General features: G+C 60.9%; 22 protein-coding genes and 1 pseudogene. 16 read left to right on the top strand and 7 right to left on the bottom strand.

From position 1 onward, the window contains the following. Window positions 1-1,236: an RNA polymerase sigma factor gene (locus AACY42_RS02045; protein ID WP_339475880.1), complete on the top strand. Its 1,236-nt coding sequence runs from the start codon at window positions 1-3 to the stop codon at window positions 1,234-1,236. A 208-nt stretch (window positions 1,237-1,444) separates the two neighbouring features. On the opposite strand, the gene AACY42_RS02040 is transcribed toward AACY42_RS02045, so the two are convergent. The 4 genes from AACY42_RS02040 to AACY42_RS02025 form a co-directional block, all read right to left on the bottom strand. Then, complete coding sequence (locus AACY42_RS02040) at window positions 1,445-2,788, bottom strand: imelysin family protein (RefSeq protein WP_339475878.1); 1,344 nt, start codon at window positions 2,786-2,788, stop codon at window positions 1,445-1,447. A 268-nt stretch (window positions 2,789-3,056) separates the two neighbouring features. Then, a complete protein-coding gene (locus AACY42_RS02035) occupies window positions 3,057-5,108 on the bottom strand; it encodes a putative bifunctional diguanylate cyclase/phosphodiesterase (protein ID WP_339475876.1) in 2,052 nt (683 codons plus the stop codon). Between the two features lie 294 nt (window positions 5,109-5,402). Next, on the bottom strand, window positions 5,403-5,999 hold the full coding sequence (locus AACY42_RS02030; protein WP_339475874.1) for a superoxide dismutase: 597 nt from the start codon (window positions 5,997-5,999) through the stop codon (window positions 5,403-5,405). A 175-nt stretch (window positions 6,000-6,174) separates the two neighbouring features. Beyond that, complete coding sequence (locus tag AACY42_RS02025; protein WP_339475872.1) at window positions 6,175-6,777, bottom strand: LysE/ArgO family amino acid transporter; 603 nt, start codon at window positions 6,775-6,777, stop codon at window positions 6,175-6,177. Window positions 6,778-6,874: 97 nt separating this feature from the next. Here AACY42_RS02025 and AACY42_RS02020 point away from each other — a divergent pair, with 97 nt between their 5' ends. The 4 genes from AACY42_RS02020 (at window position 6,875) to AACY42_RS02005 (ending at window position 10,859) form a co-directional block, all read left to right on the top strand. Beyond that, on the top strand, window positions 6,875-7,774 hold the full coding sequence (locus AACY42_RS02020) for a LysR family transcriptional regulator ArgP (protein WP_339475870.1): 900 nt from the start codon (window positions 6,875-6,877) through the stop codon (window positions 7,772-7,774). An 85-nt stretch (window positions 7,775-7,859) separates the two neighbouring features. Beyond that, entirely contained in the window at window positions 7,860-8,852 is a 993-nt protein-coding gene (locus AACY42_RS02015; RefSeq protein WP_339475867.1) for an NAD-dependent epimerase/dehydratase family protein, read from the top strand. A gap of 106 nt (window positions 8,853-8,958) precedes the next feature. Then, window positions 8,959-9,828, top strand: coding sequence for an ATPase (locus tag AACY42_RS02010; protein WP_339475865.1), 870 nt, complete (start codon window positions 8,959-8,961; stop codon window positions 9,826-9,828). A gap of 188 nt (window positions 9,829-10,016) precedes the next feature. Next, window positions 10,017-10,859, top strand: a complete 843-nt coding sequence (locus tag AACY42_RS02005) for a cache domain-containing protein (RefSeq protein WP_339475862.1) — start codon at window positions 10,017-10,019, stop codon at window positions 10,857-10,859. Window positions 10,860-10,957: 98 nt separating this feature from the next. On the opposite strand, the gene rapA is transcribed toward AACY42_RS02005, so the two are convergent. Next, the gene (gene rapA / locus AACY42_RS02000; protein ID WP_339475859.1) at window positions 10,958-13,804 is read right to left on the bottom strand and encodes an RNA polymerase-associated protein RapA; all 2,847 of its coding nucleotides are present in this window, start codon (window positions 13,802-13,804) and stop codon (window positions 10,958-10,960) included. Between the two features lie 229 nt (window positions 13,805-14,033). Between rapA and AACY42_RS01995 the strand changes: the two genes are divergently transcribed. From AACY42_RS01995 to ccoM, 3 genes are all read left to right on the top strand, one after another. Then, a complete protein-coding gene (locus tag AACY42_RS01995; protein WP_339475857.1) occupies window positions 14,034-14,375 on the top strand; it encodes an aspartate-semialdehyde dehydrogenase in 342 nt (113 codons plus the stop codon). 94 nt (window positions 14,376-14,469) lie between these two features. Beyond that, on the top strand, window positions 14,470-14,631 hold the full coding sequence (locus AACY42_RS01990; protein WP_265066463.1) for a hypothetical protein: 162 nt from the start codon (window positions 14,470-14,472) through the stop codon (window positions 14,629-14,631). A 144-nt stretch (window positions 14,632-14,775) separates the two neighbouring features. Beyond that, window positions 14,776-14,892 (top strand): cytochrome c oxidase subunit CcoM, encoded by a 117-nt coding sequence (ccoM, locus tag AACY42_RS01985; protein WP_014336959.1) that lies wholly within the window; start codon window positions 14,776-14,778, stop codon window positions 14,890-14,892. Between the two features lie 254 nt (window positions 14,893-15,146). Here ccoM and AACY42_RS01980 read toward each other — a convergent pair whose 3' ends face one another. Both AACY42_RS01980 and AACY42_RS01975 read right to left on the bottom strand, forming a co-directional pair. Then, on the bottom strand, window positions 15,147-16,622 hold the full coding sequence (locus tag AACY42_RS01980) for an inorganic phosphate transporter (RefSeq protein WP_339475846.1): 1,476 nt from the start codon (window positions 16,620-16,622) through the stop codon (window positions 15,147-15,149). A 363-nt stretch (window positions 16,623-16,985) separates the two neighbouring features. Beyond that, window positions 16,986-17,186, bottom strand: coding sequence for a hypothetical protein (locus tag AACY42_RS01975; protein WP_339475844.1), 201 nt, complete (start codon window positions 17,184-17,186; stop codon window positions 16,986-16,988). Between the two features lie 577 nt (window positions 17,187-17,763). On the opposite strand from AACY42_RS01975, the gene pcaR reads away from it, so the two are divergent. From pcaR to AACY42_RS28515, 8 genes and pseudogenes are all read left to right on the top strand, one after another. Beyond that, complete coding sequence (pcaR, locus tag AACY42_RS01970; protein ID WP_339475841.1) at window positions 17,764-18,606, top strand: pca regulon transcriptional regulator PcaR; 843 nt, start codon at window positions 17,764-17,766, stop codon at window positions 18,604-18,606. A gap of 140 nt (window positions 18,607-18,746) precedes the next feature. Continuing rightward, the gene (locus AACY42_RS01965) at window positions 18,747-20,093 is read left to right on the top strand and encodes an MFS transporter (RefSeq protein WP_339475838.1); all 1,347 of its coding nucleotides are present in this window, start codon (window positions 18,747-18,749) and stop codon (window positions 20,091-20,093) included. A gap of 228 nt (window positions 20,094-20,321) precedes the next feature. After that, window positions 20,322-21,182, top strand: a complete 861-nt coding sequence (locus AACY42_RS01960) for a CoA transferase subunit A (RefSeq protein WP_339475836.1) — start codon at window positions 20,322-20,324, stop codon at window positions 21,180-21,182. Next, window positions 21,179-21,958 carry a CoA-transferase subunit beta gene (locus AACY42_RS01955; RefSeq protein ID WP_053178376.1) on the top strand — a complete coding sequence of 260 codons (780 nt, stop codon included), beginning with the start codon at window positions 21,179-21,181 and terminating at the stop codon, window positions 21,956-21,958. The genes AACY42_RS01960 and AACY42_RS01955 overlap by 4 nt, the downstream gene beginning before the upstream one ends. Continuing rightward, window positions 21,955-23,160: a 3-oxoadipyl-CoA thiolase gene (pcaF, locus tag AACY42_RS01950; RefSeq protein WP_339476463.1), complete on the top strand. Its 1,206-nt coding sequence runs from the start codon at window positions 21,955-21,957 to the stop codon at window positions 23,158-23,160. The genes AACY42_RS01955 and pcaF overlap by 4 nt, the downstream gene beginning before the upstream one ends. 37 nt (window positions 23,161-23,197) lie before the next feature. Continuing rightward, window positions 23,198-23,902, top strand: coding sequence for a protocatechuate 3,4-dioxygenase subunit beta (pcaH, locus tag AACY42_RS01945; protein ID WP_339475824.1), 705 nt, complete (start codon window positions 23,198-23,200; stop codon window positions 23,900-23,902). A gap of 1 nt (window position 23,903) precedes the next feature. Further along, on the top strand, window positions 23,904-24,470 hold the full coding sequence (pcaG, locus tag AACY42_RS01940; RefSeq protein WP_339475821.1) for a protocatechuate 3,4-dioxygenase subunit alpha: 567 nt from the start codon (window positions 23,904-23,906) through the stop codon (window positions 24,468-24,470). Between the two features lie 242 nt (window positions 24,471-24,712). Next, window positions 24,713-25,327, top strand: a pseudogene (locus AACY42_RS28515) (MFS transporter). Window positions 25,328-25,333 lie beyond the last annotated feature (6 nt).

Genomic DNA, 25,333 nt, shown 5'->3' with positions numbered 1-25,333 from the left:
ATGTTGGCCGGAACGGTCAAGGCGCGGGTTGAGCAGGTTTATCGGCAAGACTCGCGGCGGATCTTGGCGACGTTGATTCGCCTGCTGGGGGACTTCGACCTCGCCGAAGACGCCTTGCACGAGGCTTTTTTCATCGCGCTCGAGCGCTGGCAGCGCGACGGTGTGCCGGACAACCCGCGGGCCTGGCTGGTGTCTGCCGGGCGTTTCAAAGCCATCGACAGTTTGCGCCGGCGCGCGCGATTCGCCGCGTCCCGGCCGATGTTGATCGCCCAGCTCGAAGCGCTGGAGCAGGGCCCGTGGAATGATGAAGACGTGGAAGATGATCGCCTGCGGCTGATTTTCACCTGTTGCCACCCGGCCCTGGCAGCGGATGCCCAGGTGCCCCTGACGCTGCGGGAAGTCTGTGACCTGACCACCGAGCAGATCGCCCGGGCTTTCCTCGCCGCTCCGGCGGCCATTGCCCAGCGCATCGTGCGGGCCAAGGCGAAAATCCGCGATGCCAGGATCCCCTACCAGGTGCCGTCCCGCGCGGAACTGCCGGAACGGCTGGACAGCGTGCTGCGGGTGATCTACCTGGTGTTCAACGAAGGTTATTCGGCCTCGATGGGCGCAGAGCTGACCCGCGAAGACCTGACGCGCGAAGCCATCCGCCTCGGGCGTCTGCTGATGGAGTTGCTGCCCGAGGCAGAGGTCATGGGGTTGCTGGCGTTGATGTTGCTGCACGAATCCCGGCGCCCGGCGCGAACGTCATCGACCGGTGAGCTGATTCTGCTGGATGAACAGGCGCGATCTTTATGGGATGCCCAGATGATCACCGAGGGCTGTGCATTGGTGGAGGCCGCGCTGAAGACCCGCCGGTTCGGGCCGTACTGCCTGCAAGCGGCGATTGCGGCGGTGCATGCCGAAGCGCCGACGGCAGAGCAGACCGACTGGCCGCAAATCGTCGGACTCTATGATGTGCTGCTCAGGGCCGTGCCGTCTCCGGTGATCGAACTCAACCGCGCCGCTGCCCTGGCCAAGCGCGACGGACCGGAAGCCGGCTTGCGCCTGGTCGAGGCGATTCTGGGGCGTGGGGAGTTACTCGACTATCACTTGGCCTACTCGGCGCAGGCGCAATTCTGTCGTCAACTGGGACGATTGGACGAGGCGAGGGCGGCGTATCGACGCGCGCTTGAGTTGACGCAGCAATTGCCGGAACGGCGGTTTATCGAGGGGCGGCTTGCGGGGTTGCAATGATGACCCACAAGCAACGCTCCCTGTGGGAGTTGTGGTGTGCATCGCATTTTATGAGCATCGGAAACCAATGTGGGAGCGAGCTTGCTCGCGAAAGCGGAGAATCGGCCAACATCGATGTTGACTGATTAAGCCCCTATCGCGAGCAAGCTCGCTCCCACAGGTTTTGTGGTTTGGCTGGCTGCGTTAACCTTCAGCCAGCCGGCGTTGATCAGAACTCGTGATCAGCGCTGTCCGGGTTCAGCTCGCTGATGCCCAGTTTGCCAGCAGCCTGTTCGATCGAACCGGTCTGCTTGACCAGTGCGGCGATGGCGTCGCGCACGACCTGGTTGCCTGCGGTGTTGCCGGCGGCGATCAGTTGGTCGTAGTGCTCACCTTTGTTGGCGTGATCGACCATGACCTGGATCTTGGCTTCGGTGTCGGCCAGGTCGGCCTTGAGCGCGGTGTCCGCGGCCGGATCGGCCTTGGCGACCAGGGACGACAGGCTCGCGCCGGTCATCTTGGTGCCGTCGACGCGGGTGTATTCGCCCAGGTACACGTTGCGTACGCCCTTGGCATCGTAGAAGTGCGAGTTGTGGGTGTTGTCGCTGAAACAATCCTGCTCGTCTTCTGGCGAGTTGGCTTCCAGGGACACCTTCATGCGTTCGCCCGCCAGTTCACCCAGGGACAGGCTGCCCATGCCGAACAGCATCTTGCGCAGGCCGTTTTCGGCGGGCTCGGCTTCCAGGGTGGCGCGGTAGTTGTCGGCCACGTTGGGTTTCCAGTTGCCGACCATCTCTTCCAGGTCGTTGACCAACAGTTGGGTCACGGACTTGAGGTAGGCACGACGACGGTCGTTGTGGTCGCCTGTGGCGCCAGCGCCTTGCAGGTAGTCGGACGCCGGGCGGTTGCCCGCGCCAGGGCCGGTGCCGTTGAGGTCCTGGCCCCACAGCAGGAACTCGATGGCGTGGTAACCGGTGGCGACGTTGGCCTCGGAACCGCCCAGCTCGTTCAGGCCGGCGAGTTTTTCCGGGGTGATGTCCTTCACGTCGACCTTGTCTTCGCCGACCTGGACTTCAGTGTTGGCGATGATGTTGGCGGTGGCGCCCGGGTTACCCAAGGCGTGCGCGTAGGATTGGTCGACGTAGTCGATCAGGCCCTCGTCCAGGGGCCAGGCGTTCACCTGGCCTTCCCAGTCGTCAATGATGGTGTTGCCGAAGCGGAACACTTCGCTTTGCAGGTAAGGCACGCGTGCGGCGACCCAGGCAGCCTTGGCGGCGTTCAGGGTCTCGGCGTTCGGCTTGGCCAGGAACGCGTCGACGGCGGTTTGCAGGGTTTTCGCTGTGGATTCGGCATCGCTGTAGACGGCATAGACGATGTCGGCATAGTGCGCGACAACGGCCTTGGCGGCAGCTTCGTCGATTTTTCCGGCAGCAGCAGGGGCGACCGGTGCCGCGGTGCTGGCGGCAGGCGTTGGCGCTTGCGGCGCGGAGGCCTTGTCTTTGCCTTCGCCGCAACCGGCGAGGGAAATAGCGATGGCCAGCAGACTGGCGGTAGCCAGGGGCATACGAATCATGGCGAACATCCTGCTTCGGTAATGGATGGGACGGGCGCGAGTGTGCGCAAAACTGCGACATAATGCGAAAGATTTGCATTATGTGTAAAGGGTTGTAGGTGTAAATATTTCTTATTTAATGATGGGAGATTGCCGCCTAAGGTAGCGTCTGTAGGCGCTGCCGAGCGAAGCGAGGCTGCGATCTTTTCACTGACGCTTGAATCCAAAGCGAACGAACCAAAGATCGCAGGCTTCGCCAGCTCCTACAAAGGCTGGCGCCCGGGCGGAATCAGATGATGGAAACCTTGCTGCGTTCGGCCTGCTTCAGGTAAAGGCCCAATTCCCGTGCCGGCAGTGGTTTGCTGTAGTAATACCCCTGACCTTCGTGGCAGCCCTCGGCGATGATGTAGGCTTCCTGCTCGACCGTCTCGACGCCTTCGGCAATGACCTGCATCCCCAGGCTCTTGCCCAACTGGATGATGGCCCGGACGATGGTTGCATCGTCCTCGTCGTCGAGCAGGTCCTGGACGAAGCTCTTGTCGATCTTGATCTTGTCCAGCGGCAGGCTCTTGAGATAGCTCAGCGATGAATAGCCGGTCCCGAAGTCATCGATGGCAATCAGCGCTCCAGAGCGGCGCAGGCTCAGCAAATGCTGGGCAGCGGTGGTGATGTCTTCCATCAGACCGGTCTCGGTAACCTCCAGCTCCAGGCTGCGCGGTGGCAGCCGGTACATTTGCAGGAGATTGTTCACCACCCGCGGCAGTTCGGCGTGGTGCAGTTGCACCGTCGACAGGTTGACCGCCATGCGCAGGTCGAGGAAGCCCTGGTCGTGCCATTCGCGCAATTGCCTGCAAGCCTGGTCCAGCACCCATTCACCGATGGCGATGATGGTACCGTTCTGCTCGGCCAGGGGAATGAACAGGTCCGGTGGCACCAGGCCGTGCTCGGGATGGTGCCAGCGGATCAGGGCCTCGGTGCCCACTACTCGCAGGTCTCGGTAGCTGATCTGCGGCTGGTACACCAGGGTGAACTGCTCGCGGGACAGGGCCTCGCGCAAGTCTTTCTCCAGTTCGCGACGGCGGCGCATCTCGCTGTCGACGCTGGCGATGTAGAACTGGTAGCGATTGCGCGAGCGGCTCTTGGCCAGGGTCATGGTCTGCTCGGCTTTCTGCAACAGTTTCTCGGTGCTGTCGCCGTCTTCGGGGAAGAGGGTGATACCGATGGTGGCCCGTAGGCGGATTTGCTGATCGTCGATGGCGAACGGCGCTTCCAGGTCATCGAGGATGCTCTGGGCCAGTTCAGCGGCCTCGTAAGGCTGTTCGATGTCGGCCTGGACCAGGGCGAACTGATCGCCCCCCAGCCGCGCCAGTGCGCCGAGCCGGCCACTGTGGGCCCGCAGTCGATCGGCCAGGGCCAGCAGCAGCTGGTCGCCGGTCTGATAGCTGAACTGTTCGTTGATGCCCTTGAAGTCATCCAGCCCAACACACAGCACCGCCACCCGACGTTGCAGGCGCCCGGCGTCCACCAGGATCTTGTCCAGTTGCTGTTGCAGTTGCTGGCGGTTGGGCAGGCCGGTGAGGAAGTCGTACTGGGCCATGCGTAGCAGGCTGTTTTCCGCTTCGTGGCGCAGGTTCGTGTTGCGTTCGATGGATTCGAGCAGTTGGTTGGCCGTATTGATCCACAGGCCCAGCTCGTTTTGTTCGTGGCCGCGCAACTGCGGGATCTTGTGCGCGCTGGGGCGATCAGGGTTGATTTCGGTCAGGTGCTCGATGATCCGCGACAACGGTTTGGTCAGCAGCCAGTGATAGACCAGGTACAACACCAACCCCATGGCCAGGGCCCGCAGCATCCCGGAAATGAAAATGATCACCGAATTGACGATGAAGCCCTCGCCGTAGGTGGCGGTGTCGAGGGTAATGCTCAGGTCGCCGTAATACTCGCTATAGGGCCCGCGTCCCACCAGTTGCGTGGTGAAGGTGCGCTCCTGGCCCAGGATCAGGTCAGTCAGCCAGCGGCTTTCGGAGTGCTGCAAGGGCCGGGCTTTTTCGGCGAGCATGGTTTCGCGGGGATGGCCAATGGAAGCCATGCGTACGGCTTCGTCCTGGAACAGGCCCTCGATCACTTGCATGCCCATCTCCCGGTCCAGGCTGTAGACGGCCTGGGTCGAAGGATCGCGGAACATATCGAGGATCTGCTGGGCGTCACTGGCGACGGCCTTTTTGGTTTTGTAGGCATCGAACACGATCTGGGCGCAGCTCAAGACCATGCCAACGATCAATGCCGAGAGGAGCACGACCCGGAGCAACTTCACAGACAAGCTGTTCTTGAGTTCCAGCTTCAAAGAGTGGTTCCTTGTTCCGTGCGGGTAGCGTCAAGTTGCCATGAGTATTGGCAATCCTGTGATGTCAGTCAAAGGGACAATCAAACACAAGGTTTTTCGCTTGAAACCTGACCGGTGTACGTTTTTTCCAGAGTGATTGCTCTACGACCATTGTGTCGGTTGGAAGGGGCCGCAACTTGAGGTCTCCAGGGATTTTTTCTTGGGGTTCCAGACTCGAGGTATTGGCCTGTGGTCATTTTTGCCCGGCAAAAAAAACCCGGCACGACGCCGGGTTTTCTTGTCTGGCATCGGCGCTTAGGCGGTGAAGGCTTTGCCTTCGAACTGCTCGGCGACGAATTTCCAGTTGACCAGGTTCCAGAATGCTTCGACGTATTTCGGACGAACGTTGCGGTAGTCGATGTAGTAGGCGTGTTCCCACACGTCGCAAGTCAGCAGCGGGGTGTCGCCGCTGGTCAGCGGGTTGCCGGCACCGATGGTGCTGGCCAGGGCCAGGGAACCGTCAGCCTTTTTCACCAGCCAGCCCCAACCGGAACCGAAGGTGCCGATGGACGTCTTGCTGAATTCTTCCTTGAACTTGTCGAACGAACCGAAGGCCGTGTTGATGGCTTCAGCCAGCGCGCCGGTTGGTTGACCGCCGGCGTTTGGCGCCAGGCAGTTCCAGTAGAAGGTGTGGTTCCAGATCTGAGCGGCGTTGTTGAAGATGCCGCCCGAGGAAGTCTTGACGATTTCTTCCAGGGTCTTGCCTTCGAACTCGGTGCCAGGCACCAGGTTGTTCAGGTTCACGACATAGGTGTTGTGGTGCTTGTCGTGGTGGTATTCCAGAGTCTCTTTGGAGATGTGCGGCTGCAGTGCATCGTGTGGATAGGGCAGCGGCGGCAATTCGAAAGCCATGGTGATTCTCCTAATCAGGTCAGTTGCGGTGAGCGCAAGGCCGATCACGGGCGGCCAGACTAGCGCCGGGGAGTTTGTACTCTTTGCGGCGCAGGAGTCGGATCATAGCACCGGGGGTGCGGCATAACCACGCAACAACTGTGTGGAATAGAGGTTCCAGAGCGGTTTGGAATAATCAGCCGTTGACGATCAATTGCACCGCCACGGTAAACATCATCGCTGCCACCAGCAGGTCGAGGATCCGCCAGGTGCTTGGACGAGCCAGCCTGGGGGCCAGCCACGCGGCGCCGAAAGCCAGGGTGAAGAACCACAGCAGCGAGGCACTGGCCGCGCCCACGACATAGGCGCCGGGCACGCTCTGCTGGGCACCGAGGGAACCGATCAGCAGCACGGTGTCGAGGTAGACGTGGGGGTTGAGCAGCGTCACCGCCAGGGCGCTGAGCAGCACCGCCCGCAGCGAGCGTACGGCTTGGTTTTCCCCCTGTTGCAGGCTTTGCTTCGAGCAGGCCCGGCGCAGGGCCAGGCTGGCGTACCAGAGCAGGAACGCCGCACCGCCCCAGCGGGCAATCGACAGCAGCAACGGACTCTGGGCCAGCAAGGTCGCCAAGCCGAAAACCCCGGCGGCGACCAGCAGCGCATCGAACGTGACGCACAGCGCCGCCACGGGCAGATGATGTTCGCGGCGCAGGCTTTGGGCCAGCACAAATGCGTTCTGGGCGCCGATGGCCATGATCAGCCCAAGGGCCACCAGCAGGCCATTCAAATAACTTTGCCACATAGGTTTGATTCCCGGTTGGTGTACGAATGCTGGTCATTCTCCTGGCAAGAGATGTATAAGAAAAACCAATATTACTGATTGCTCATTAGGAAAACTGATGTTCGATTATAAATTGCTTTCTGCCTTGGCTGCCGTGGTCGAGCAGGCCGGTTTCGAGCGCGCGGCCCAGGTGTTGGGTTTGTCGCAATCGGCCATTTCCCAACGGATCAAACTGTTGGAAGCACGCGTCGGCCAGCCCGTGCTGGTACGTGCCACGCCGCCGGCACCTACGCAAATCGGCCGACGATTGCTCAATCACGTGCAACAGGTGCGGCTGCTTGAGCGTGACCTGCAAAGCCTGGTGCCGGCCCTGGATGAAGAGGGCTTGCCCGAGCGTTTGCGCATCGCCTTGAACGCCGACAGCCTGGCAACCTGGTGGGCGGCGGCCGTAGGCGATTTCTGCGCCGAGCAGCACCTGTTGCTCGACCTGGTGGTGGAGGACCAGACCGTTGGCCTCAAGCGCATGCGCGCCGGTGAAGTGGCGGCGTGTGTCTGTGCCAGCGAACGTCCGGTGGCGGGCGCCCGCAGTATTTTGCTGGGGGCGATGCGTTACCGGGCGCTGGCCAGCCCGGCGTTCATCGCCCGGCATTTCCCCGGTGGGGTGCGGGCTGATCAACTGGCCCGTACGCCAGCATTGGTGTTTGGCCCGGATGATTTCCTGCAGCACCGCTACCTCGCGTCGGTGGGCGTGGACGGCGGTTTCGAGCACCATCTGTGCCCCTCGTCCGAAGGTTTTATTCGTCTTGCTGAAGTCGGACTGGGCTGGGGGCTTGTGCCGGAGCTGCAAGTGCGCGAACAGCTGGAACGCGGCGTGCTGGTGGAATTGTTGGCAGATAAACCGATCGATGTGCCGCTCTACTGGCATCATTGGCGCAATGGCGGGCAGTTGCTCGGCTTGTTGACCGAACAGTTGATCCGCGCCTCCCGGCAGTGGCTGGTGCCTTGGGAGGCGCAATAGACGTCAAGCAGCAGGTAAAAGCGGCGCACAGATAAATTTGCAGGTTGTAGTGCGAGGCTCGTAACCGCATTTCTTAGGAGCATTCATGAAAATTCTGGTCACCGGCGCGAGCGGCTTCATTGGCGGGCGCTTCGCGCGTTTCGCCCTGGAGCAAGGCCTGGATGTACGGGTCAATGGTCGCCGGGCCGAGAGCGTAGAGCACCTGGTGCGTCGCGGTGCACAGTTTGTCCAAGGGGATCTGAGCGACCCGCTGCTGGCCCGCGATTTGTGCCTGGATGTCGAAGCCGTGGTGCATTGCGCCGGCTCTGTGGGGCTTTGGGGGCGCTACCAGGATTTCCACCAAGGCAATGTCCAGGTGACGGAAAATGTCGTCGAGGCCTGCCTCAAGCAAAAGGTTCGTCGCCTGGTTCATCTGTCCTCGCCGTCCATCTACTTCGACGGTCGTGACCACCTCGGGTTGACTGAAGAACAAGTGCCCAAGCGCTTCAAGCACCCTTACGCTGCCACCAAGTACCTGGCCGAGCAGAAAGTCTTCGGCGCCCAGGAGTTCGGCCTCGAAGTGCTGGCCCTGCGCCCGCGGTTCGTGACCGGCGCCGGTGACATGAGTATTTTTCCGCGTCTGTTGAAAATGCAGCGCAAGGGGCGCCTGGCGATTGTCGGCAACGGGCTGAACAAAGTGGATTTCACCAGCGTGCAAAACCTCAACGAAGCGCTGCTCAGCAGCCTGCTGGCTACCGATTCAGCGTTGGGCAAGGCCTATAACATCAGTAATGGGGCACCGGTTCCGCTGTGGGATGTGGTCAATTATGTGATGCGCCAGATGGAAGTCCCACAGGTCCGGCGTTATCGTTCCTACGGCTTGGCTTACAGCATCGCGGCCCTGAATGAAGGTTTCTGCAAATTGTGGCCGGGCCGCCCCGAGCCGACGCTGTCGCGCCTGGGCATGCAGGTCATGAACAAAAATTTCACCTTGGACATCAGCCGGGCCCGGCACCATCTCGATTACGATCCGCGGGTCAGTCTGTGGACCGCCCTCGATGAATTTTGTGCCTGGTGGAAGGTCCAAACTGCCCGCTGATCGCCCCGTCATGAACCGAGTGCCAGGTTCGGGGTCAATCGGTGCGGCGGGCGAGGGGGTTATACTCACCGCATCAAGCCATCACCGGTTTCCCAAAGGTTGAACCATGCCCATGCGTAACGATGCCAACGACGACTTCGATGATGTACCGAGCCTGCGGATGCGGGCCGACATTCCCGATGACGATGATTTCCTGCCCAACCGCCAGCCTCACCTGCAAGCGCGCCCGGCGCCCGTTGCCACGGCCAAGGTCAAGGGGCCCAGCACCGGGCCGCTGTGGGCACTGGTCGGCGCGCTGCTGTGTGCGTTCGGCTTCCTGGCTTGGTGGAGCTTTCAGCAGATTTCCCTGATGGAGCAGCAACTGGTGGCCACCCAGGAGAGCTTCGCGCGGATCAGTGAAGATGCGGCGGGACGACTGCAGGAGTTTTCTGGCAAGGTCGTCGCCCGCCAGTCCAATGTGATGAGCGACAGTGAGGCCTTGAAACTGCAGATCAAGCAGTTGGAAAGCAAGCTGCAGGATCAGGGCAAGCAATTCGACAGCAAGTTGCAGGAGCAATACAGACTGCAGCAAGCCACGTTCGGTCCGTCCGCCGACCTGGACAAGGAACTGGCCCAGCTCATTGCCCAGGCCACTGAACAGCAGAACACCAACACTCAGTTGCAAGCTACCAACACGGAGCTCCAAGCCCAGGTCAAGACGCTGGCGACTGAAGTGTCCGCCCTGAAAAACCAAGGCGAGGGTGGTGCCCTGGATGCTCAGCTCAAGAGCATCGGTGCCGATATCACCGCCCTGAAAAGAGCCACCTCCAACTCGGCCATCGACCGCCTGGAGCAGGACGTGATCGTGCTCAAGAGCCAGCAGGATAAGGGCGGTAGCACTGCCGAGTTCGATGCCTTCCGCGGCCAGGTCACCCGCAACATCAACACCTTACAAGCGCAGATTCAGAACTTGCAGCAGCAACTCCGCGGTCAATAAGTCTGAGTGGACCTGATGTTCGGCCCGCGCCTACCCCTGTAGGAGCTGCCGAAGGCTGCGATCTTTTGATCTTTTCGCTCAAGACTCAATTGTGTGGGAAAAGATCGCAGCCTCGTTGCACTCGTCAGCTCCTACTCCCCCGCGCCGTCTACGCTCTTGAAACACCAACAAGAACGAGGGGCGCGCATATGGTTTTTTTTCACAGAATGGCCTGGCTGGGCGCAATGCTTGTGCTGGGGCTGGCACCGGTTCATGCCGCGACACCGGATGACGGCCAGGCGGCCCGCTCGCTGCTGGAAAAGGCCTTGGCCTATTACCACGACAATGGCGACAAAGCCTTTGCCGCCTTCAGTCGCCAAGGGGAGTTCGTCGACAAGGATCGCTACGTATTCGTGGTGAATACCCAGGGTGTGATGCTCGCCAGTGGCGGGCCTTCCTCGGCGCTGATCGGGCGAGACGTGTCCGAAGTGCTAGGCCCGGACCTGCGCAAAGCGTTCAAGGATGCCTTGAAAACTCCTGAGGCCAGTGGCATCCAGCAAGCCGAGTACCGTTGGCAGAACTGGTCGGACGGCAAGGTCGAGCGCAAGCACGTGTACTTCCAGCGCGTCGGCGAACGAATCCTGGCCGTCGGCTACTACCTGCCACGGGCTTCCGCCGAACAGGCCCGGGCGCTGTTGGACAAAGCCTCGAGCGATCTGCTGAAAAACGAGAAAGCCACGCTGGCGGCGGTCAATTCCCTCAAGGGCGGTTATTTGCAGGATGACCTGTATGTCTTTGTGGTTGACCTCAATACCCGGCGGTATGTCGGCCACGGTACGAACCTGCGCTTGATCAATACCGATTTTGCCAAGGTCAAGGACCCCGATGGCAAGCCGGTGGGGGAGCCGATCCTGACCATGATCGGCAAGCAGGATGTGGGGGAGTATGAGTATCGTTGGAAGAACCCGGTGACCGGCAAGGTCGAGGACAAGCATGCGTACCTGAAGAAGGTCGGGCATTTTCTGGTGGCGGTGGGGTATTACAGTCCTTGAGGGGGCATCGTTTGGTGTGTATATCCGTTACCGCAGCAACGGATATACACCCGATAAAAGCACCACAGCGGGGACCCATATCGGGAATCCAGCCAAACTCAGCCCGCCACCAACACCCGAATCGCCTCCAAGCGCAACGCCGCCTTCTCAAGCATCGCCAGCCCTTGCTCGCGTTGTTGGCGCAGGGCCACCAGTTCGCTGTCACGCACGGTTGGGTTGACCGCTTGCAGGGCGGTCAGGCGTGCCAGTTCCTCGTCGGTATCGGCGGCCAAGCGACGTTGGGCCTCGGCCACGCGTTCGGCGTGGCGTGGGGCGATCTTTTCTTCGCCGGCGTTGATCCGTGGCGTGAGCAGGTCGCGTTGAGCCTGGATGAACTTGTTGGCGCTGGCGCGGGGCACGCTTTCGAGCTGCTCGTTCAAGGTTTCGAACGAGACTCGGGCGGCCAGGTCGTTGCCGTTGGCGTCCAGCAGGCAGCGCAGGGCGGCCGGCGGTAGGTAGCGGCCCAGTTGCAGCGAGCGCGGGGCCACTACTTCACTGACGTAGAGCAGTTCCAGCAACACGGTGCCGGGCTTGAGGGCCTTGTTCTTGATCAGCGCCACGGCGGTGTTGCCCATGGAACCGGACAGCACCAGGTCCATGCCGCCTTGCACCATCGGGTGCTCCCAGGTGATGAACTGCATGTCTTCGCGCGACAGCGCCTGGTTGCGGTCGTAGGTAATGGTCACGCCTTCGTCGTCGCCCAGCGGGAAGCTGGCGTCGAGCATTTTTTCGCTTGGCTTGAGGATCAGCGCGTTTTCCGAATGATCCTCGCTGTCGATACCAAAGGCGTCGAACAGGGTTTCCATGTAGATCGGCAGGGCAAACTGGTCGTCTTGCTCGAGAATGGCTTCCACCAGCGCATCGCCTTCACCGGCACCGCCGGAGTTGAGCTCCAGCAAACGGTCGCGACCGGTGTGCAGCTCGGCCTCCAGGCGCTCGCGTTCGCTGCGGGCCTCGTCGATCAGGGCTTGCCACTGGCCATCGTCGGCTTCTTCCAGCAATGGCAGCAGGCGCGGGCCGAACTGATGCTGCAAGGCGTTGCCGGTCGGGCAGGTGTTGAGGAAGGCATTCAGCGCTTCGTGATACCACTGGAACAGCCGCGCCTGCGGGCTGGTTTCCAGGTACGGGGTATGCAGCTCGATGGTGTGCTTCTGGCCGATCCGATCCAGACGACCGATACGTTGCTCGAGCAAGTCCGGGTGCGCCGGCAGATCGAACAGCACCAAGTGATGAGCGAACTGGAAGTTACGGCCTTCACTGCCAATCTCCGAGCAGATCAGCACTTGGGCACCAAACTCTTCGTCGGCGAAATAGGCCGCTGCGCGGTCGCGCTCCAGGATATTCATGCCTTCGTGGAACACCGTGGCCGGGATGCCGGAACGCACGCGCAGGGCGTCTTCCAGGTCCATGGCAGTTTCGGCGTGGGCACAGATCACCAGCACTTTGGTGCGTTTGAGCATCTTCAGGGTGTCGATCAGCCACTCGACCCGAGGGTCGAAACGCCACCAGCGTTCTTCTTCGCTGGCGTCCGGCAGGGCCTGGAAACTGACTTCCGGGTACAGCTCGGGGTGATCGCCCAGGGGTAACTCGAGGTACTCGTCCGGGCATGGCAGCGGGTAGGCGTGCAGCTTGCGCTCAGGGAAGCCCTGCACGGCGGCGCGGGTGTTGCGAAACAGCACGCGGCCGGTGCCGTGGCGGTCCAGCAGTTCGCGCACCAGGCGGGCACTGGCTTCGACATCGCCATCACTGACCGCGGTCAGCAAGGCTTCACCTTCATTGCCCAGGAAGCCTTGGATGGTCTTGTGGGCCTCAGGCGAGAGACGGCCTTTGTCCAGCAGCTCCTGCACGGCTTCGGCCACCGGGCGATAGTTTTCGCTCTCGGCGCGGAAGGCCTTGAGGTCGTGGAAGCGATTCGGGTCCAACAGGCGCAGGCGGGCAAAGTGACTGTCCTGGCCCAGTTGTTCCGGGGTCGCGGTCAGCAGCAGCACGCCCGGGATCGTCTCGGCGAGTTGTTCGACCAGCGCGTACTGCGGGCTGACCTGATCTTCGTGCCACACAAGGTGATGGGCCTCGTCGACCACCAACAGGTCCCAGCCAGCGGCGAACAGCGCGTCCTGGGCCTTCTCGTCGTCCACCAGCCATTCCAGCGCCACCAGGGCCAGTTGAGTGTCTTCGAACGGGTTGCCGGCATCGCTTTCAATGAAGCGTTCTTCGTCGAACAGCGCGACCTGTAGGTTGAAGCGCCGACGCATTTCCACCAGCCATTGGTGCTGGAGGTTTTCCGGCACCAGGATCAGGACGCGGTTGGCACGGCCGGACAGCAGTTGTCGGTGGATGACCAGGCCGGCTTCGATGGTCTTGCCCAAGCCCACTTCGTCCGCCAGCAACACCCGCGGCGCAATGCGGTCGGCCACTTCACGGGCAATGTGCAATTGGTGGGCGATTGGCTGGGCACGGACGCCGCCCAGGCCCCAAAGCGAAGACTGCAACTGGCGGCTGGTGTGTTCCAGGGTGTGGTAACGCAGGGAGAACCAGGCCAACGGGTCGATCTGGCCGGCGAACAGACGGTCGCTCGCCAGGCGGAACTGGATAAAGTTCGACAGTTGGGTTTCGGGCAGGGTGACGACTTCGTTCTGCTCGTTGAGGCCGTGGTAGACCAGTAGCCCGTCGACGTCATCGACTTCGCGTACGGTCATTTTCCAGCCTTCGAAGTGAGTGATCACATCGCCTGGCGAGAACCGTACACGGGTGAGCGGCGCATTCCGTAGCGCGTACTGGCGAGTGTCGCCAGTGGCCGGATAGAGCACGGTCAACAAGCGGCCGTCCTGTGCCAGAACGGTGCCTAAACCCAACTCGGCTTCGCTGTCACTGATCCAGCGTTGCCCCGGTTGATACTGCTGCGCCATGCTGCCTGACTCCCGCCTTGAAAAAGCCGGTTATATTAACGGAAGGATCCCTCAGACCAAAGGATTTACGTACGCTGATTCGTTAGCGACGGCACGGAACTTACGCTTGCCCTGCGATCAAACAAGCTCGGACCAGGGGATTGCTGCAATACCAACTGGGTCACAAGTTTCGGACCGGCGGTTCAAGCTGCCACTTTTCCAGCCGACAACCTGAAGACAGGAGACCTTTATGTTGCCACCCATTCTCCCTTTGAGCGCCGTACCCATCACCGCTCAACAGGATCCGGTTCGCCAGCGACCGGACATACCGCCCGTGGTCCCGGTGCAGCAAAGCTCCAACGAAAGCACCATCGACCTGCAAAACCGCGACCCGGAAGAGGCTGCGCTGCTGTTGCGCGAGGAACAACGTCGCCAGCATGAACGCAACAGGCGCCGCCGCGAGGCCGATGAAGACCCTGAAGAGCACCTGGCCATACCGGGTACCGAACTCAACGCCGACAACACTGTGCCGGTGGTGCCGCTGATAGACGAAGAGTCGCGCCAGGGCTTGTGGGTCGATATCCAGATATGATTCAGGTGTCTGCCGACGTACGCAGGCTAGTCAACGCCGCCAACAGCCCGCATCATGGGCGCATCCGCAATTCACTGCACGATGCCCAGACGCCATGAGCCAAGACGACAAGCTGATCGACCTCAGTGCCGAGCGCGCCAAGCGCGTTCACGACCTCAACGAAAAACGCCTCAATGAAGTCCGCCAAGCTTTCGAGCAGGCCATGCCGTTGGGCAAGCCCAAGAAAAAGCCGAAAAGCAAACCGAAAAAGCGCTGAGCCCCCTCGATCCATTGATGCAGATCAGTTATTTCCCCACCTTTTCACCCCGTTGCGGGCGCTATTGACCCCGGTCAATTTTTATCCAGGCCTGATTGGTTAACTTGAACCCATCGCAACAGGGACAAGACCAGGAGGCCAGTCATGTTTTTCGATAATGTGGTGTTTGCCGGAGTGTTGACGGTTGGCCTCATGGTCGTGTTTTTCGCAGGCTTTGGATTATTCATCTGGAAAGACGCACACAAGCGGAAAAAACCGTAGGTCTTTCCGGCTACAACGAGCACGCAAGGCATTTTGGGCGACTTCGGTCGCCCATTTTTTTTGGCAAATTTCCCCTGTTCGGCACAAAACAACTGTGGGTGCGGGCTTGCTCGCGAAAGCGGTATGTCAGCCACTGAGTAGCTGACTGAACCGACGCTTTCGCGAGCAAGCCCGCTCCCACAAGTTGTTCAGCGTTAGGCATAAAAAAAGGTGCGACCCGCAAGGATCGCACCTTCTTTTTTGAGCCGCTGGAATCAGCTGCCCAGGGCCTTGGACGCCAGCCAGAACAGCCCGGCCGACAGCGCCACCGTTGCTGGCAGGGTCAGCACCCAGGCCAGCAGGATGGTGCGCACGGTGCCACCTTGCAGGCCGCTCTTGTTCGCGACCATGGTGCCAGCCACGCCCGAGGACAGTACGTGGGTGGTGGAAACCGGCAGGCTGAAGATGTTCGCCATGCCGATCATGCACGCGGTGGTGATCTGCGCTGACATGCCCTGGGCGTAGGTCATGCCTTGCTTGCCGATCTTCTCGCCGATGGTCAGTACCACACGCTTCCAGCCGACCATGGTGCCCAGACCCAGTGCCAGGGCGACCGCCAGGATTACCCAGAACGGGGCGTATTCGGTGGTGGCGGTCAGGTCCTTGCGCAGCTTGTTCAGGTCGTCTTTCTCACGGGCTGCCAGGCCTGGCAGCTTGCCGACCTTCTTCGCCGTGTCGTCCAGGCAGAGCAGGTAGCGACGAACCTCGATACGTCTTTCCGACGGCAGCGAATGGTAGTCCGCCACGCCTTTGAGTGTGTCGAGCAGGGCATCGATGGTGGGTTCGGTCTGCTGCGGATTGCAACGGAACTTCTCTGGCAGATCGCCTTTCACGCTTTTGCCCAGCGCCAGGTATTCTCCCAGGGACTCGCTGTTGCGTTGGTAGAACTGGCTCAGGTGCAGAGTCGCGTCACGGGTCCGCTCTATCTGGTAGGTGGTGCTGCCCAGGTCGAGTACGAACTGCGCCGGCACGATACCGATCAGTACCAGCATGATCAGGCCGATGCCTTTCTGGCCATCGTTGGAGCCGTGGACAAAGCTGACGGCCATGGCCGAAATCACCAGCACCAGGCGATTCCAGAACGGCGGGTGCTTCTTGTCGTCGAGCTTGCGGCGCTGTTCCGGTGTCTTGTGCATCTTCGACAGCGGACGCCACCATTTCAGGCCGATCAGCACCAAGGCTGCGACCAGAAAGCCGGCCATGGGCGAGAACACCAGGGAGGCGCCGATATCGATCGCCTTCTGCCAGTTCACCCCGTCGGCCAACGGGATACCGTTGATCAACGCGTTGGCGAGACCCACGCCGAGGATCGAACCGATCAACGTGTGGGAACTGGACGCCGGGATACCGAAGTACCAGGTGCCCAGGTTCCAGGTAATGGCCGCTGCGAGCAGCGAAAACACCATGGCCAGCCCGTGTCCGGTGTTCACATTGATCAGCAGCTCCACGGGCAACAAGTGAACGATGGCATACGCCACCCCCACACCGCCCAGCAGCACGCCGAGGAAATTGAACACACCGGAAAAGAACACCGCCAGATGAGGCGGCATGGCTTTGGTGTAGATAACAGTGGCAACCGCGTTAGCGGTGTCATGAAAGCCGTTGATGAACTCGAAGGCGAGGACAAAAGCCAGGGCGAGCAAGAGGCTCACAAGCACCCAAGCATCCAGTCCGCTGAATAAATCGATCATGAAGGTTTTCTGACCCGGTCGTAAGGGGGCGCGATTATGCCAGAAAACCTTGGCAATCGATGCATTGCCTGCTCATCGGTAACATTCTTCAACGAAATAATTTGTAGGAATGACTCTGGTACGAGGTTTTTCGCGGGGTGCGTAACCCTTTGATTCAGGGGCGCAAAGTGTCCCGGAACCTGATCGCCGCCCGCTGTGAAGCACTACGGGTGGTTGTATGAAATATCTGAAAGAAGGTCGGCCATGACCCTTCCCGCCCGTCGGACGGGAGCGGATGGCGGCCCGCTCATGGCGGGCGCGGCTGCGGCTCCCGGCCTGGGTGGCGGCCGGAGACCTCTTCACAAGAACATCAGGCCCAAAGCGTCACTGCTCTTCGGGTTTGAGTTCTTTTTCCATTTTCTGGAGTTCCTGGGTGAAGGCCTGATCCTGAACGGTGGCGCGCTTACGCCAGGGTTTGCGTTCCGGTTCAGGTTGCGCGGCGTAGGTGGTGACTTCCCCGCCGTAAACTTCCTTGTAACGTTGTTCCTGGCGCTCAAGTTCCGCGCGCAGTTCGTCTTTCGTCACAGTTTTACCTAATTAATTGAAATGGAATCTGGTGATACGCACTGCATGTAGACATGCAGACGGCCACGGCACCAGAGCTGACAGCTGACGTAGCATCAGGGCTTCGTGTTGTTGCCAATACAGGGGAAGCGACCCTAAAGGTGCTTCGGGCGCCAAGTCTTAACCAAGGTGCCTGCGTACGGGAGCGGTCGATTGGCCGCACCGTCGCTGAATTGCATTATAGCGGTCCAGCTGAATAACACTATCGGGAAAAATTTAAAGAGGCCTGTTGTTGTGTGAATCGATGTTTGTATGTGCAAACTTGTGTCAATCAGGTTTCAGAAGATGCTTGCTAGTGCCGATATCCTGAGGCCGTTCAAGGCGACAAGTTCAATATCGCTCACACCTTCACGTCACATCGCTTGTCACTTTCGCTCAACTTGTTGTCGAGCGTTCGACGGCGACGAATTCATGACACGGGGGAGGATTGCGATTATCGGTTGTCGGTTCGATAATCGAACGCTGTTGGCGGTCCGACCCTTGTCTGTCCGTCGGGCAGCCGCTTGTAATAGCCGTCATTCCCGTGGAAGGACCAGACATGAACGACCAATTGCGCAATGCTTTCACTTCAGTCGCGCCACCGATCGTCGCCTCGCCGGCCAAGCGGATCCAGGCCCTGACCGGCGATCCTGATTTCATGACGTCCCTGGCCCGCGGATTGGCCGTGGTCCAGGCCTTCCAGGAACGCAAGCGGCACCTGACCATCGCCCAGATCAGTCATCGCACGGAAATCCCTCGCGCCGCCGTCAGACGTTGCTTGCATACCTTGATCAAGCTTGGCTACGCCACCACGGACGGACGGACCTATTCGCTGCTGCCCAAAGTGCTGACCCTGGGGCACGCCTATCTGTCCTCGACGCCCCTGGCCGTTTCTGCCCAGCCGTACCTGGACCGCATGAGCGAGCAATTGCACGAAGCCTGCAACATGGCGACGCTCGAAGGCGACGACATCCTCTATATCGCCAGGTCAGCCACCACCCAGCGCCTTATTTCGGTCGATCTGTCGGTCGGAGGGCGTCTGCCAGCCTATTGCACCTCGATGGGCAGAATTCTCCTGGCGGCCCTGGATGATGCTTCGTTGCGTGACTACCTGGACCACGTCGATCTGCAAGCCAAGACCAGCCGCACCTTGCACACCCCCGAGGCATTGCTTGAATGCCTGGAACAGGTACGACAGCAAGGCTGGTGCATCGTCGACCAGGAACTGGAGCAGGGCCTGCGTTCGATTGCCGTGCCGGTGTACGACGCTTCCGGGCAGGTGGTCGCGGCGCTGAATGTCAGTACCCATGCCGGGCGGGTCAGCCGCAATGAGCTGGAACAGCGCTTCCTGCCGGGCCTGCTGGGGGCCAGTCGCGACTTGAGCGCGCAATTGTTCACTTAAGCTGTTCGATAAACGCACACAGTCGGCGGCGATGAATTGACGGTATTTGCCTGCCCTCATTAATGTCGCGCAGCGTCATCCGGCGTGTTTCGCCGGTCCCTGATCGTTCGCCTGCGTTTATCGCGTGGAATAAAAATAAAATGAATCAACCCCAGACCTCCGTAGGCAACTGCCTCGATGTGCAGTCCTTCATCAATGCCCAGCCCATTTCGCGCTACCAGTGGCGGGTGGTGATTCTCTGTTTCCTGATTGTTTTCCTCGACGGCCTCGATACAGCGGCCATGGGCTTCATTGCCCCGGCGTTGTCCCAGGACTGGGGCATCGACCGCGCCAGCCTTGGCCCGGTGATGAGCGCCGCGCTGATCGGCATGGTGTTCGGCGCACTGGGCTCAGGGCCGCTGGCTGACCGCTTCGGGCGAAAAGTCGTACTGGTGGGCGCGGTCCTGCTGTTCGGCGCGTTCAGCCTGGCGTCGGCCTACAGCGCCAACGTCGATCAATTGTTGGTATTGCGTTTCCTGACCGGCCTGGGATTAGGCGCCGGGATGCCGAACGCCACCACCTTGCTGTCGGAATACACCCCGGAACGCAAGAAATCCCTGTTGGTGACCGGCATGTTCTGCGGCTTCAACTTGGGCATGGCCGGCGGTGGCTTCATCTCCGCCAAGCTGATACCGGCATTCGGTTGGCACAGCCTGCTGCTGATTGGCGGGATCCTGCCGTTGATCCTGGCGGTCGTGTTGCTGTTCTGGCTGCCGGAGTCGGCGCGTTACCTGGTGGTGCGCAATCGCGGCACCGACAAGGTGCGCAAGACCCTGGCACCGATCGAACCGAACACGGTCGCCCAAGCGGCGAGTTTCAGTGTGCCGGAACAGAAAACCGTAAAAGCCCGCAATGTGCTGGCGGTGATCTTCTCTGGTACCTACAGCGCTGGCACCTTGCTGCTGTGGCTGACCTATTTCATGGGCCTGGTGATCGTCTACCTGTTGACCAGTTGGCTGCCGACCCTGATGCGCGACAGCGGCGCGAGCATGGAGCAGGCAGCGTTTATCGGTGCGCTGTTTCAATTCGGCGGCGTATTGAGCGCAGTAGGCGTGGGATGGGCGATGGACCGGTTCAATCCGCACAAGGTCATCGGCATTTTCTATCTGATGGCCGGGGTGTTTGCCTACGCGGTGGGGCAGAGCCTGGGTAACATCACCTTACTCGCCACCCTGGTGCTGGTGGCCGGCATGTGCGTCAACGGCGCGCAATCGGCGATGCCTTCGCTGGCCGCGCGTTTCTACCCGACCCAAGGCCGCGCCACCGGTGTCTCGTGGATGCTGGGCATCGGTCGTTTCGGCGCGATCCTCGGCGCCTGGATGGGCGCGACCCTGCTGGGCCTGGGCTGGAACTTCGAACAGGTCCTGACCGCCCTGGTCATCCCGGCAGCTCTGGCGACCACGGCAGTGGTGATCAAGGGCATGGTCAGTCATGCGGATGCGACCTGAGCCAACGGCATGACCCTGTGTAAGACAAATGGTGGCATGCAAGGCTCCCACAGGGTTCTGTGCACTTGGATAGATCGATAGCCAAACAACAATCTGTTCGATAAACGAACACTCAGTCGATTATCGGATTGTTTGGCTTTTCCCCCAGGCTTAATCTTCAGTCACTCCGGCGCTTAACCTCGCGCCTTTTTCTTCATGTCGGTCTACTGGAAAACGGGAGCCTGCCCCATGGCTGAAATCCTTTCGCTGCACGCCGCGGTGAAGCAATTCGTCAACGACGGCGATACCGTCGCGCTCGAAGGCTTCACTCACCTGATTCCTACGGCGGCGGGTCATGAAATCATTCGTCAGGGTAAGAAAGATCTGACCCTGGTCCGCATGACGCCTGACCTGATCTATGACCAGTTGATCGGCGCCGGTTGTGCTCGCAAGTTGATTTTCTCTTGGGGCGGCAACCCTGGCGTAGGGTCGCTGCACCGCTTGCGTGACGCCGTGGAAAAACAATGGCCGCGCCCGCTGGAGATCGAGGAACACAGCCACGCCGACCTGGCCAACGCCTACGTCGCCGGTGCCTCCGGGCTGCCGTTCGCGGTATTGCGGGCCTACGCCGGTTCCGACTTACCGAAGGTCAACCCGCTGATCAAGAGCGTGACCTGTCCCTTCACCGGTGAAGTATTGGCCGCTGTACCTTCGGTGCGCCCGGACATCACGGTGATCCACGCCCAGAAAACCGACCGCAAGGGCAACGTGCTGCTGTGGGGCATCCTCGGTGTGCAGAAAGAAGCGGCCCTGGCCGCCAAGCGTTGCATCGTCACCGTGGAAGAAATCGTCGACGACCTCAATGCACCGATGAACGCTTGTGTACTGCCGACCTGGGCATTGAGCGCCGTGTGCCTCGTGCCGGGTGGTGCCCATCCGTCCTACGCCCACGGCTACACCGAGCGTGACAACCGTTTCTACCAGGCGTGGGATCCGATCGCCCGGGACCGTGAGACCTTTACCGCATGGATCAACGAATACATCCATGGCACTAAAGACTTCAGTGAATTCCAGGCCAGACTGGCAGCCGCTTCGCAGGTGAAACCATGACCTACTCCACCAACGAAATGATGACCGTCGCCGCGGCGCGTCGCTTGAAGAACAATGCCGTGTGCTTCGTCGGCATCGGTCTGCCGTCGAAAGCGGCCAACCTGGCGCGGCTGACCTCGTCGCCGGACGTCGTGCTGATCTACGAATCCGGCCCGATCGGTGCCAAGCCCAGCGTACTGCCGCTGTCCATCGGTGACGGTGAGCTGGCGGAAACCGCCGATACTGTCGTGCCGACCGGTGAGATTTTTCGCTACTGGCTGCAGGGTGGGCGTATCGACGTCGGTTTCCTAGGCGCAGCCCAGGTCGACCGTTTCGGTAACATCAACACCACCGTGGTGGGTGACTACCATCAACCGAAAGTTCGCCTGCCGGGTGCCGGTGGCGCGCCGGAAATTGCCGGCTCTGCCAAGAGTGTGTTGATCATCCTCAAGCAGTCGGCTCGCTCGTTTGTCGACAAGCTGGATTTCATCACTTCAGTCGGCCACGGTGAAGGCGGTGATTCGCGCAAACGCCTGGGCCTGCCGGGCGCCGGTCCCGTCGGTATCATCACCGACTTGTGCATTATGGAACCGGAAGCCGGCACCCATGAGTTCGTGGTCACCGCGTTGCACCCCGGCGTGACCCGAGAGCAAGTCATTGCGGCCACCGGGTGGGCGATCCGTTTCGCCGACCAGGTGCAAACCACCGCCGAGCCGACCGAGGTGGAGCTGCGCGCACTGCGCGACCTGGAAGCTCGTACCGCGGCGGCCCACGGCCAGGCACCGGGAGAAGCCTGATGCGCGACGTTTATATCTGTGATGCGATTCGAACCCCTATCGGTCGGTTTGGCGGCGGTTTGTCCGCCGTGCGCGCCGACGACCTGGCGGCCGTGCCGATCAAGGCGCTGATGGAGCGCAACCCATCGGTGGACTGGAGCGCGGTGGACGAAGTGTTTCTCGGTTGTGCCAACCAGGCCGGCGAAGACAACCGCAACGTGGCGCGCATGGCGCTGCTGTTGGCGGGCCTGCCGGAAAGCATTCCCGGCGTGACCCTCAACCGCCTTTGCGCCTCGGGCATGGATGCCATTGGCACCGCATCCCGTGCCATCGCCAGCGGTGAGATGGAACTGGCCATCGCCGGTGGGGTGGAGTCGATGTCCCGAGCGCCGTTCGTGATGGGCAAAGCCGACGCGGCGTTTTCCCGCAACATGAAGCTGGAAGACACCACCATCGGCTGGCGTTTCATCAACCCATTGATGAAAGCCCAGTACGGTGTGGACGCGATGCCGCAGACCGCTGATAACGTGGCCGATGACTACGCCGTGTCCCGCGCTGACCAGGATGCTTTCGCCTTGCGCAGCCAACAGCGCACGGCAGCGGCCCAGGCGGCAGGCTTTTTTGCCGAAGAAATCGTTCCAGTGCGGATCACCCATAAAAAAGGTGAAACCGTGGTCGAGCAGGATGAGCATCCTCGCGCCGATACCACGCTGGAAACCCTGAGCAAACTCAAACCGGTCAACGGCTCCGACAAGACCGTCACTGCCGGCAACGCCTCGGGAGTCAACGATGGCGCGGCTGCACTGATCCTGGCGTCGGCCGAAGCGGTGAAGAAGCACGGCCTGACGCCCCGCGGCAAAGTGCTGGGCATGGCCAGTGCCGGCGTGGCTCCTCGAGTGATGGGCGTTGGCCCGGTGCCGGCGGTGCGCAAGCTCATTGAGCGCCTGGGCCTGGCGGTTGCGGATTTCGATGTGATCGAACTCAACGAAGCGTTTGCCAGCCAGGGCCTGGCGGTGTTGCGCGACCTCGGTCTGGCGGACGATGCACCCCAGGTCAACCCGAATGGCGGTGCCATCGCCCTCGGCCATCCTCTGGGCATGAGCGGGGCGCGGTTGGTGCTGACGGCGCTACACCAACTGGAAAAGACCGGCGGCAAGAAAGGCCTGGCGACCATGTGCGTCGGCGTCGGCCAAGGGCTGGCGCTGGCGATCGAACGCGTCTGACGCGTCGTTCTACTAATAAGAAATCGAGGAACGCTGCATGACTGACAAACCTGGTTATCGTCGCCCCCAAGCGGGCACCCAGCCGGAATATCTGCACCCACCGTACCAGTCCACCAACCTGCGCTCGCCGTCCAAGCCGTTGGTGTTCCTACCTCATTCGCTGTCGGAAATTACCGGTCCGACTGTCGGTGCCGACCGCGTGCAAGAGAAGGACCACGACCTGACCGCCCAGCATGCCGGCGAGCCGCTGGGGGAGCGGATCATCATTCACGGGCGCGTGCTGGATGAGCATGGCCAGCCGGTGCCGGGCATCCTGGTGGAGATCTGGCAGGCCAACGCCGCCGGTCGCTACAACCATGACCGTGACAACCATGACGCGCCGCTGGACCCGAATTTCACCGGCACCGGTCGCACCGTCACCGACGCCAACGGCTGGTATCAGTTCCAGACCATCAAGCCTGGCGCCTATCCGTGGGGTAACCACCACAACGCCTGGCGCCCGGCGCATATCCATTTCTCGCTGTTCGGACCGAGCATTCTGACGCGGCTGGTGACGCAGATGTATTTTCCTGGCGACCCGTTGCTGGCCTACGACCCGATCTACAACTGCGTACCGGACACCCGCGCCAAGGAACGCCTGATCGCCCGTTTCGACCTGGAAAAAACCGTCCCTCACTACGCCCTCGGTTACCGCTGGGACATCGTCTTGCGCGGCCGCGATGCCACGCCGATGGAGAAATAAGATGACGCTCACCGCCACCACGTCCCACACCGTTGGCCCTTACTACCACATTGGCCTGACCTGGCTGAACCGCGAAGACCTGACCGTCGCCGAAACCCTCGGCCAACGCGTAGCGATCACCGGTCAGGTGGTCGACGGCAATGGTCAGTTCGTCAACGACGCGATGCTGGAAGTCTGGCAGGCCAATGCCGCCGGTAAATACGCTCATCCGGAAGACGACCAGGACAAACCCTTGGACCCGCACTTCGAAGGCTTTGGCCGAGTGCCGGTGGATGCCGAAGGGCGCTTCCGATTCACCACCATCAAGCCGGGCAGCGTGCCAGGGTTGAAGGGGACGACCCAGGCACCGCACTTGGTGGTGCTGGTGTTCGCGCGCGGGCTGGTCAAGCATTTGCTGACGCGCATCTACTTCGACGGTGAACAGGCCAACGAAACCGACCCGCTGCTGGCCTGCGTACCCGAGGAGCGTCGCGCCACGATCGTGAGCAAACCCGATGCGTCGGGCGTGTACCAGTGGAATGTGATCCTGCAGGGTGCGGATGCCGAGACGGTGTTCTTCGATTATTGAGTGAATCCCTTGCTCCCGCTGGCTTTGTAGGAGCTGGCGAAGCCTGCGATCTTTTGATCTTTCACTTGAAACTCAAGTGATTGGGAAAAGATCGCAGCCTCGCTTCGCTCGACAGCTCCTACGGGAGCGAGCTTGCTCGCGATGGCGGCGGTACAGGCGCTGCTGCTTGAATGTCTGTTTGTGGAACGGGGCTATTACTAAGCGTGTCTAGACTTCGTCAGTCCCCAACGAGTGAGCAACCCATGGCCATCCCAATCAGCCACTACACCGGTGAAGAACGCAGCAAGCGTATCTTCGCCATCGTCGGTGCCTCATCCGGTAACCTGGTCGAATGGTTCGATTTCTACGTCTATGGGTTTTGCGCGATTTATTTCGCGCCGGGTGGCGGACCGTCACGGGCGCAAGAGTTCGATGATGATCTCGGTGCTGATGATGTGCTTGGGCTCGTTGCTCATCGCTTGCCTGCCCACCTACTGGGCACCGCTGTTCCTGCGAAACTCCCTGACGGAAACCAGCAGCAAGGAAATGCGCGAGAACAAGGGCGCCGCCAGCAGCCCGTTCCTGGCGTTTGTCCTGATTACGTTGGCGCTGGCGATCGTCAGTTTCTACACTTCTATCAGCGGCCTGGTAAAAGCGCGAAAATGTTTCCACCTGAAGTGCGGGCACTGGGAGTAGGGTTGGCCTACGCGGTGGCCAATGCGATTTTTGGCGGTTCGGCCGAGTACGTTGCCTTGAGCCAGAAGGCCCAGGGTGTGAAGAACACCTTTTACGGGTATGTCACGGTGATGATGGGGGTGGCGTTCCTGTTCAGCCTGCGCCTGCCCAAGCAGCCGGCGTATTTGCACCACGACCTTTGACCCAAC

Origin of the sequence: Pseudomonas sp. RL_5y_Pfl2_73, assembly GCF_963970515.1 — a bacterium.
In the GTDB taxonomy this organism is placed as follows: domain Bacteria; phylum Pseudomonadota; class Gammaproteobacteria; order Pseudomonadales; family Pseudomonadaceae; genus Aquipseudomonas.
Note: the sequence above shows the minus strand (reverse complement) of the source record. Positions and strands in the feature narration are given on the sequence as shown.